Raw genomic sequence first — 7,130 nt, 5'->3', positions numbered from 1 at the left:
GCTATGCCAAGGACGCCGTCGAGGTCGAGGGTTACGTGCGTGGATTCAGCCGGCGACGTCCCGACATCGCGGTAACCGTGCTGCGGTTCACCAACATCCTCGGTCCGCAGATCGACAGCCCGCTCGCGCGCTATCTGGACCTTCCGCTGGTTCCCACGGTCCTTGGCTTCGACCCCCGCATCCAGCTGTTGCACTCCGATGACGCGCTGGCCGTGCTGATGCGCGCGACCCGCGGCGCCCACCCGGGGACGTTCAACGTGGCCGGGGACGGTGTGCTCCTGCTTTCGCAGGCGATCCGCCGAGCGGGTCGGCCGTTCACGCCGGTGCCGTTCCCCATGATCGGGATGTTGGGCGGGGTCGCCCGGCGGCTGCGGCTCGTCGACTTCTCCGCTGAGCAGCTCGACTTTCTCGCGCACGGCCGGGCCGTGGACACGACCCGACTGAAGGAGATCTTCGGTTACCGGCCCCGGTACTCGACGGTGGAGACCTTCGACAGTTTCGTCCGCCAGCGCGGGCTCCGGTTCACCATCGACCACGATCTGATCTCCCGGGCCGAGCACAGGATGCTCGACTCGCTGGCCCGACGCCGGTTGGTGGGAACACGGTGATGGGGGGCGGTTGCGGCCCGCCAGATGCGGGATCGGACAAGGGGGAGGCGGAACACGTGATGGAAGGTGACGAATCCCGGGGTGAAGCGCAGATCATGCCTTGGAAATCCGCCGCGGCCGACCCGGCTTCCCACGACCCGGCTTCCCACGACCCGGCTTCCCACGACCCGGCTTTTCTCGACGGGGTTTCCCCCGGCGCGGTCTTCCTCGGTCCAGCCGCCGCGGCCGCCGCATCCCCTCGCTCCTCGCTCAACGGTGCCGAGGCGACGCTGACCGACAGCCGGTCGGCGGCGGGTGGGCCGTCCGACCCGACGACGGGTCCCACCGCCGGTGCCGGGCCCGACGGCGGTCCGGGACGGACGGTGCGCCACCGCCGGTGGCCGAACCCGGTGATCTGGAGACGGCCCTCGCGGGATCGCTGGCCTTTCTGCGGCGGCGCATCACCGGCGACTACGTCGTCGACGAGCACGGGTTTGACCCGGACCTCACCGAACACGTCGTCGCTCCGCTGCTGCGGCCGATCTACCGGGACTACTTCCGGGTCGAGACCCGGGGGCTGGAGAACATCCCGGACACGGGTGGCGCTCTGGTGGTGGCCAATCACTCGGGCACCCTGCCAATGGACGCGCTGATGATGGCTGTGGCCATCCTCGATCATCATCCGGCCCATCGCCACCTGCGCATGCTCGCCGCCGACCTGGTGTTCGCGGTGCCGTTCCTGGCCCCGCTGGCTCGTAAGATCGGCAACACCCTGGCGTGTCAGGCTGACGCGGAACACCTGCTGAATACCGGGCACCTTGTCGGGGTCTGGCCGGAGGGCTTCAAGGGCGTCGGCAAGCCGTTCAGTGAGCGGTACAAGTTGCAGCGGTTCGGGCGCGGAGGGTTCGTCTCGGCCGCGTTGCGGACGGGTGCGCCGATCATTCCGTGCACGATCGTCGGAGCCGAAGAAATCTATCCTATGATCGGCAACGCGAGGTCGCTCGCTCGCCTGCTCGGGCTGCCCTACCTGCCGATTACACCGACCTTCCCGTGGCTCGGCCTGCTGGGGTTCATCCCGCTTCCATCCAAATGGATCATCGAGTTCGGGGAGCCGGTCCCGACGAAGACGTACACCGCTGAGGCGGCGGACGACCCGATGCTGGTGTTCGAGCTCACCGACCGCATCCGGGAGACCATCCAGCATACGCTGTACAGCCTGCTGATGCAGCGCCGCTCGGTGTTCTTCTAGGTTCTTTCCCGGCACCGAAGGTGCTCTAGGCGCCCGCGGCCCGGCGCCGCAACGCCATGCCGGCGGCGACCCCGCCGGCGAGCGCGCCCACCCCGGCTGCCGTCGGAATGCCGATCTTGGCTGCCTTGCGGGCCGTGCGAAAGTCCTTGATCGGCCATTCGCGTTCCCGGGCCACGGTCTTCAGGTCCGGATCCGGGTTGATCGCGACCGGGTGGCCCACCAGGGAGAGCATGGGCAGATCGTTGATCGAGTCCGAGTAGGCCCAGCACCGGGACAGGTCCAGACCCTCCCGCTCGGCGAGCGCCTGCACGGCCTCGGCCTTCGCCTGGCCGTGCAGCAGACCGCCGACCAGGTGGCCGGTGTAGGTGCCCTCGGCGGAGACCTCGCTGACCGTGCCGAGGGCGCCGGTGAGGTTCAGTCGCCGGGCGATGACCGAGGCGAGCTCGACCGGGGTGGCCGTGACCAGCCACACTCGCTGGCCCGCGTCAAGGTGCTGCTGGGCGAGCGCGTGCGTGCCCGAGTAGATCTGCTCGGCCATCCGCTCGTCGTAGATCTCCTCGCCGTAACGGACGATCTCGGCCACCGTGCGCCCGGCGACGAAGGCGAGCGCGGTCTCCCGAGCGTCCCGGATGCCGTTCGGGTCCTCGAGCCCACGCAGCCGGTAGGTGATGTGCTGCCAGCCGAACCGGATCAGGTCACGCGAGTTGAAGAAGTCCCGGGCGGCCAGGCCGCGGGCGAAGTAGAAGATCGAGGCGCCCGCCATCATGGTGTTGTCCACGTCGAAGAACGCGGCCGCCGACTCGTCCAGCGGAGCCCGCGGAACCTCCTCGGCCGCGACCTTCAAGGCGGCGATCGCGGCGGCCTCGGCGGCCTGCCTCGTCGTGGCCAGGTCCCTGCGTCGTCGCACCCTCATCGTCAACTCTCCATGTTGTCCGGGGCGGAGCAAGGGCTCGGCTCGGGAAATGACCGGGGCCGCCGCCCACCCCTCGTCGCCACCTCCGCGCGCCGCGATCCACGCCATGGTTCGCCGGCACGCCGTCAGAGTACGGTGCGGTACGACTTCGCGGCGGCCGCCGCTCGAACGTGACGGCGCGAAAGTGCCGATGGAAAACGACCGGGCCGCGGTTGCGACGTGATCTGGGATATCGCTCACGGCGAGGGGCCCGGAGGCCAGGCCGTGTCTGTTGCGGGAAGGGCGCGGGCAAGTGTACGAATTGCTCTGAATTGCAAGGATTTGACCGCCCCCTCATTACGGCCCATGGCCAGCGCGGTCTCGCGGACCGACAGCCCTTCGAGGAACCGGAGCGCGACGCACTCCTGCTGGTCCGGGCGCAGCTCGCGGACGGCGTCGAGCAGCTCGCGGCGGGTCAGCACGGCCAGGATCGACTCTTCGGGGCTCGGTACCGTCAGCGCCGTGGCCCGGTGCTCGGCTGCGGCGAGGATGTCCGCCGTCGGGATCTCGAACCGGCACCGCGCCGAGCGGGCCTGATCGACCAGCAGGTTGCGAGCGATGGTGATGAACCAGGCACCGATGTCCCGCCCCTGCCACCGGAACGTGCCGATTGAGCGGAAGGCACGCAGGAAGGTCTCGCTGACGATGTCCTCGGCGGCCACCGGATCCCCGCCCAGCCGGTACAGCGCGTATCGGAACACGAGGTCGGCGTACCGGTCGTAGAGCAGCCCGAAGGCGTCGACGTCACCTCGCCGGGCCCGGGAGACGAGCGCCGTCCGGTCGTCGTCGGCCGGATCGCCCGGAGGGTCTCCGACCCGCTCGCGGTCCTCCCTGGCGCCCACCGGGGACATCGCATCCTGCCGGTGGAGGGGGCCGGGATGCCGGGCGGATCCCACGGGCCAGGCCGCCACCGTCGTCGTGGCCGCCGCCGGGTCCGTCCCCGCCGCGCGGCTCGGCCCGGCCGGCACCGTGGATCCCGACGCCGTGGGGGCGGTTGGCCGTCCGGTCCCGGACAGCCGGGGTAGGAGGGCGCGGATCCCGTCCCTCCTGAGGAGCGGGAGGAGCGGGAGGAGCGGGACCGACGGTCCCCGCGCTGCATCCAGGCCGCGGCGCGGGGCGACGAGGCCGGCGGCGAGGTCGGCGAGCGTGCATTCGGTCACAGCCCGGGCTCCGGAGGGTGCGGTCGCGGCAAGGCGGGCCGGGAGGCCCGGCGCACATGGTTCCGTTAGTAGCTGAGTGTAGCCGGAGGAGGGGCCGCGGAAAGTCGGAGATCGTCCGGGTGCAGGCAGGGGCGTCTCCCGGCGAGGCCCGGACCGGACCGCACGTCGGGGTCGGGCCCCTGAGCGGACCTCGGTCCCGCTCGAGCGGTTCGGGAAGCCACTCGGCAGCGACCGGGATCGCGCCTACCATCGTGGAATGGACGACGGGTTGGAACGGGCGGATTCCGGCCACGACGGTGTGCGTATCACACTGCTCACTCGGACGGGATGTCATCTGTGCGATACCGCGCGGGCGGCGGTCGGCCGGGTCGCCGAGCAGGAGCAGGTCGGGTGGCGGGAGGCCAATGTCGACGCCGATCCCCAGCTTGCCGACGCCTACGGCGACCGGGTGCCGGTCATCCTGCTCGACGGCCGGGAACACGGTTACTGGCGGGTGGAGGAGGACCGGCTGCGGCGGGCGCTCGCCGGCGGCCGGTGGGCGCTGCGCCCCGCCGAGGGCGGTCGCTGATCAGGGGGCCGGTTCTCCTCAGCACTTCGTGAATCCCTTCACGAAGTCGTACACTGCCCGAGGACAGCCGACTTGTGGCGCCGACTACCGTACGCCGGGACTACCGCACGCCGGGTGTCGGCGGGGCCACGGATTCGGGCCCATAGCTCCGGGCGTAACCGCGCGCCTAGAGATCGGAGCCGCGGATGAGTCAGCCACGGCGTCGCCCGGCGGTGATCCGGCGACGCACACGTAGTGACGCGGCTTCCAGGCGTTCCTCCGAGGTCCCGGAGGCGACGGTCGCGCGGCTTCCGCTCTACCTCCGCGTGCTGGCGACACTCGCGGAAAGCGGGGTTCACACTGTGTCTTCGGACACGCTCGCGGCCGCCGCCGGAGTCACTCCGGCCAAGGTCCGCAAGGATCTGTCCCATCTCGGTTCCTACGGCACGCGGGGCGTCGGCTACGAGGTGGATGTCCTGCTCGACTGCATCGCCGCGAAACTGGGCCTCACCGAGGACAGAGCGGTCGTGCTGGTGGGAGTCGGCAACCTCGGCCACGCCCTGGCGGGTTACGGCGGCTTTTATGCCAGGGGCTTTCGGATTGTGGCCCTGGTCGACGCGGATCCCGAGCGGGTCGGCGAGCGGGTCGGTGAGGTTGTCGTCAGTCCCGTCGACGATCTCGAACAGGTGATCGTCCAGGGTCAGGTCACGATTGGGATGATCTGCACGCCGGCCGCCGCGGCGCAGGGGGTGTGTGACCGTCTGGTCGCTGCCGGGGTCACCAGCATTCTCAACTTCGCTCCCACGGTGCTTTCGGTACCCGACGGTGTGGACGTGCGTAAAGTCGACCTCGCCGTGGAACTGCAGATCCTCTCGTTCCATGAAGCACGCAAACATCCGTCGCCGGCACGGGACACATCACCGAGACGGGGCGCGAGATCCACACCGGGCGCCGGCTCCGGGCGTGACGCCGTGCCGGCGCGCCGGGCGCGCTCGGCGCGGCGGGCGCCCTCGGCACGCGAGGCGGTGCCAGGCGGCGACGACGTCCTCGCCGCGCGGGGGGTGACGGGCCTGGACGGGGTGACGGGCCTGGACGGGGTGACGAGCGCGGACGGGACGGAGCCCTCCGCGGACAGGCTGGAGACCGATGCGGATGAGGTCGTGCGGGTGACTCGGCAAGTAGGCGTGACTCGTCCGGCGGGGGCAGCTCGTCCGGCCGGGATGGCTCGGGACGGTCGGCCGACCCGGGATGATCGGGAGGGGGAACCGGGTGCGGCGCGCTTGGAGCACACCCCGGAGCCTGGATCGCCGACCCACAGGACGCCGCCGACGCGCGGGACGCTGCCGGCCGCGGGAGCGCTGATGGCCGGAGGTGAGGCGTCGTGAGCCTCCTGGTGGTCGGGCTCAACCACCAGACCGCGCCCACGTCGTTGCTCGAACGCACCTCGGTCTCGGCCGAGGAGGTCCCGAAGGTCCTGCACGATCTGGCCGAGGGCACCCACGTCAGCGAGGCGGTGGTGCTCTCGACGTGTAACCGCATCGAGATCTATGCCGAGGTCGAGACCTTCCACGGCGGAGTCGCCGACATCTCCGACCAGCTCAGCCGGATCTGTGGGATCGACCTCGGTAATCTCGCCGGCCACCTGTACGTCCACCACGAGGCGCGGGCCATCGGGCACCTGTTCTCGGTGGTGTGCGGCCTGGACTCCATGCTCGTCGGGGAGAGCCAGATCCTCGGTCAGGTACGCACGGCCTTCCGGGCCGGTCAGGCCGCCGGGGTGGCGGGCAGCGCGCTGTCCGGCCTGTTCCAGGCCGCGCTGCGGGTCGGCAAGCGGGCCCACTCCGAGACGTCCATCGATGCCGCTGGCGCATCCATCGTCTCGGTGGGTGTCCGGCTGGCCGCCTCCGGTCTGGGCCTCCACAGCGAGGTTCCGGCCGTGCCGGTGGCGCCGCCGGGCGGGCGGGCGCTGGACGGGGGAGGAGCCGCGGCCGAGGGACCGCGGCACGCCGTGACGTCCGAACCCCCGCCGTTGGCCGGGGCCCGGGTGCTGCTCATCGGTGCCGGGGCGGTGGGATCGCTGGCCGCGCAGACCGTCCGGCGAGCCGGCGCCGGGGAGGTCGTGATCGCGAACCGGACCGCCGCCCGGGCGGCCCGCGTCGCCGAGGCCCACGAGGCCCGGGTCGTCGGTCTCACCGACCTGGCCCACGAGATCACCATGGCGGACCTGGTGATCTCCTCGACCGGCGCGAGCGGTCTCGTTGTCGAGCACGAGCTGGTTGCCGCGGCCTTGCCCGGCCGGGCAGGGCGCCCGCTGGTTTTCCTCGATCTGGCCCTGCCGCACGACATCGACCCGGGGGTGCGCGAGCTGCCCGGGGTGAGTCTGATCGACCTGGACGCACTGCGCATCGCGCTGGACGGCGCCCAGGTGACGCACGATGTGGAGGCGGTCCGCGCGCTGGTCGCCGCCGAGGTCGCGAGCTTCCTCGACCGCCGGCAGGCGGGCCGGGTGGCGCCGACCGTCGTCGCGCTGCGGGCCCACGCCGCCGCTGTGGTGCGTAGCGAGCTCGCCCGGTTGCACACCCGCCTGCCCGACCTCGACGATCGGGAGTGGAGCCTGGTGGAGGGCTCGGTCCGG

Annotated in this window: 7 protein-coding genes; 5 read left to right on the top strand and 2 right to left on the bottom strand. The window is 71.3% G+C overall.

What is annotated here, in order from left to right; translation table 11 throughout:
- The coding region (locus tag AC08OV_RS15525) for a Rossmann-fold NAD(P)-binding domain-containing protein (RefSeq protein ID WP_476619847.1) at positions 1-608 on the top strand (608 nt) is incomplete at its 5' end.
- 376 nt (positions 609-984) lie between these two features.
- Positions 985-1,836: a lysophospholipid acyltransferase family protein gene (locus AC08OV_RS15520; protein WP_476619846.1), complete on the top strand. Its 852-nt coding sequence runs from the start codon at positions 985-987 to the stop codon at positions 1,834-1,836.
- Between the two features lie 25 nt (positions 1,837-1,861).
- Here AC08OV_RS15520 and AC08OV_RS15515 read toward each other — a convergent pair whose 3' ends face one another.
- A complete protein-coding gene (locus tag AC08OV_RS15515; RefSeq protein ID WP_462189301.1) occupies positions 1,862-2,749 on the bottom strand; it encodes an HAD family hydrolase in 888 nt (295 codons plus the stop codon).
- 236 nt (positions 2,750-2,985) lie between these two features.
- Positions 2,986-3,948, bottom strand: a complete 963-nt coding sequence (locus AC08OV_RS15510; RefSeq protein WP_476613558.1) for a sigma-70 family RNA polymerase sigma factor — start codon at positions 3,946-3,948, stop codon at positions 2,986-2,988.
- Positions 3,949-4,204: 256 nt separating this feature from the next.
- Here AC08OV_RS15510 and AC08OV_RS15505 point away from each other — a divergent pair, with 256 nt between their 5' ends.
- From AC08OV_RS15505 to AC08OV_RS15495, 3 genes are all read left to right on the top strand, one after another.
- Positions 4,205-4,516 (top strand): glutaredoxin family protein, encoded by a 312-nt coding sequence (locus AC08OV_RS15505; RefSeq protein WP_476613557.1) that lies wholly within the window; start codon positions 4,205-4,207, stop codon positions 4,514-4,516.
- Positions 4,517-4,701: 185 nt separating this feature from the next.
- Positions 4,702-5,880, top strand: a complete 1,179-nt coding sequence (locus AC08OV_RS15500; protein WP_476613556.1) for a redox-sensing transcriptional repressor Rex — start codon at positions 4,702-4,704, stop codon at positions 5,878-5,880.
- On the top strand, positions 5,877-7,130 hold a 1,254-nt coding region (locus AC08OV_RS15495; protein WP_476619845.1), incomplete at its 3' end, for a glutamyl-tRNA reductase. The genes AC08OV_RS15500 and AC08OV_RS15495, both read left to right, overlap by 4 nt.

The sequence above is a fragment of the Frankia sp. CeTa3Moorea genome, assembly GCF_978021225.1.
Note: the sequence above shows the minus strand (reverse complement) of the source record. Positions and strands in the feature narration are given on the sequence as shown.